Below are 2,516 nucleotides of genomic sequence, written 5' to 3' on the forward strand. Positions count from 1 at the left end.
CGGAGATATCCTCTATTTGCTCCTGGGTGATAAATTCATCTGCACTCAAGTTATAACGAAAATAGTCGGGCGTGCTGACGATAAAATCGGCGCAGGTCGTGAAGGACACATACTTCTCCATACTGAAGCCGCCCACAAAGGCACACAGCGCATTGAACAACGTCACCGACAGTGCCAGAGACACCACCACCAGCACCGTCTTTTTCTTGTTTCGTCCCAGATTGGCAAAGGCCATCTGATGGAGCTTGGCTCCCCGGGTGCTGCGCCGTTTTTTCCTGGTCTGCACCGCATCCGTATATTTGGCAGCCTCCACCGGAGAGACCTTAGCTGCCATTTTTCCGGGCTTGGAACAGGACAAAAGCACCGTCAGCAGGGCAAACAGCACAGAGCCAACAAAGATCACAGGCGAGGTGCTGATGGTGGTGATGCCCACCTCCAACTGGGTGGAGCGCAAAACAACAGGCACCAGAACAGCGCCTATGCCGTAGCCCAGCAGCAGCCCTGCCGGAATGCCCACAAGACAAAGCAACAGTGCCTGCTGGCGAATGATGCGTTTCAGCTGCCGGGGCGTTGTGCCAATGGTTTTCAGAAGCCCGTAAAACCGGATATCCCCTGCAACAGAGATCTGGAAAATGTTATAGATGATCAGATACCCGGTAAAAATCACCAGCAGCAAAAAAGCTGCTATGGCGATCACATGTTCCGGGTCAAGCTGCGACTCCAGCTGGGATGAGGTATATCCCCAGTTGACGCCGATCCGAACGCTGTTGGGATCGGTATAGCTGTCCCATGTGTAGCCAAGATCGGTATCCACCTGCTCCATCTGCCCCTGAATGTTTGTGCCGGAGGCCAGCATAACATTCAAATCGGTGCGGAAAGGCTGCAGCCCTGTTTTCATTGCCTGCGCTTCAATGTCATCTGCGTAATCACGGCTGATGTTGATGTAATGAACCGGCATCAGAGCATCATAGTCCCAATAGCCCACCAGCGTAAAGGTATCTGTTACAGTAAAGGCGGTTTGATCCTTGTCCGTGATGGAATAGGAAACCGTTACCTCGGCGCCCAGCTCCGGCGTTACGCCCAGCAGCTGCAGCGCTGCCGTATCCATGGTCACCTCTTTGCCGCTTTCGGGCATCCGCCCGGTGGTGGGGGTTGCATAGCTCCATTTGGTGCAGTTGGCATCCATGTAGCTGATCTCTGCCGGTATTTTGGCAAAGACCCCCTCCGCCGTGATACCGATTGTCTTCCGTGCCCCCGCAGCCTTCACCTTTGGGTGGGCAGCGATGCGTTCCGCCTGCTGGGGGGAAACATCCTTAAAGGTGCCGTGTGCATAGCCGCCTACCTGCCGAAACTGGTAGGTTTCATAGCTGGCGTTCAGTGACAAGACAATGGTGAACATGGACGTAAATAGCAGCGTTGTCAGCGCAATGGCAAAAATAGCGATCAGATTGCGGCGACGGTTCGCATAAAGAGATTTTAAGCTGAGCTTTCGAATACATTTTCTGTTTTTGACATTCATCGTAGCCACCTCCCGTTAGTTCTGGGAGACGATCCGACCATCTTCGATACGGATAATGCGGTCTGCCATCTGCGCAATTTCTTCGTTGTGAGTGATCATTACGATTGTCTGGGCGAACTTTTGACTGGTGACTTTCAAAAGGCTCAAAACATCCTGGCTGGTTTTGGAATCCAGATTGCCGGTGGGTTCATCTGCCAGAATGATAGCGGGTGCTGCCGCCAGCGCACGGGCAATGGCTACCCGCTGCTGTTGACCGCCTGAGAGCTGATTGGGTAGCGCATCCAGACGATCATCCAGCCCAAGTGTCTGTACAATCTGCTGTACGAAATCCTTATTGACCTTGCCACCGTCCAGCTCAATGGGTAGAACAATATTTTCATACACATTCAGCACCGGAACAAGATTATATGCTTGGAACACAAAGCCGATTTTCCTGCGACGGAAGATGGTCAGCGCTTCCTCCTTCAGGGAGAAAATATCCTGTCCGTCCACCATGACCGTGCCACTTGTAGGGCGATCCAGCCCGCCCAGCATGTGCAGCAGCGTGGATTTGCCGGAGCCGGATGTGCCGACAATTGCAACAAATTCGCCCTTCTTTACACTTAAATCAACTCCATCCAACGCATGAACTGCGTTATTGCCGGAGCCATAAATCTTTTTCAGGTTTTTTGCCTGTAAAACTTCCATAAATGAGTACCTCCATGAAAAAATCTGTATGTATGAAAGGAAATGATCCTTTGATACATACAGATTATCGCATAGGAATCTTTCCACATTCTTTCCGGCGGAAAATGAAATCTAACAGTTTTGATAGAATTGTTGTTATTTCGGCAGAAATATGGAAAACGTACTTCCTTTTCCCGGAACGGAAGCAACCTTGATATAACCGCCCTCGCCGGATATGATCTGTCGGGCAAGGTATAAGCCGATGCCCACACCTTCTTGTTTCTGCACACTATTTGAGCGGTAAAAGCGAGCAAATATCTTCGCTTGCTCA

General features: G+C 51.1%; 3 protein-coding genes. All 3 read right to left on the reverse strand.

Annotated elements, in window-relative coordinates:
- Positions 1-1,519 (reverse strand): ABC transporter permease (locus B5D32_RS14445; protein ID WP_143402810.1); only part of this gene is annotated, 1,519 nt, incomplete at its 3' end.
- Between the two features lie 15 nt (positions 1,520-1,534).
- Positions 1,535-2,206, reverse strand: a complete 672-nt coding sequence (locus B5D32_RS14450; protein ID WP_006858253.1) for an ABC transporter ATP-binding protein — start codon at positions 2,204-2,206, stop codon at positions 1,535-1,537.
- A gap of 135 nt (positions 2,207-2,341) precedes the next feature.
- The coding region (locus B5D32_RS14455; RefSeq protein ID WP_143402811.1) for a sensor histidine kinase at positions 2,342-2,516 on the reverse strand (175 nt) is incomplete at its 5' end.

It is taken from the genome of Gemmiger formicilis (genome assembly GCF_900167555.1).
In the GTDB taxonomy this organism is placed as follows: Bacteria; Bacillota; Clostridia; order Oscillospirales; family Ruminococcaceae; genus Gemmiger; species Gemmiger formicilis.

What these genes read in the sequence shown, in the direction of transcription:
- B5D32_RS14450 (WP_006858253.1), bottom strand. Translation starts at nt 2,206, where the DNA reads ATGGAAGTTTTACAGGCAAAAAACCTGAAAAAGATTTATGGCTCCGGC.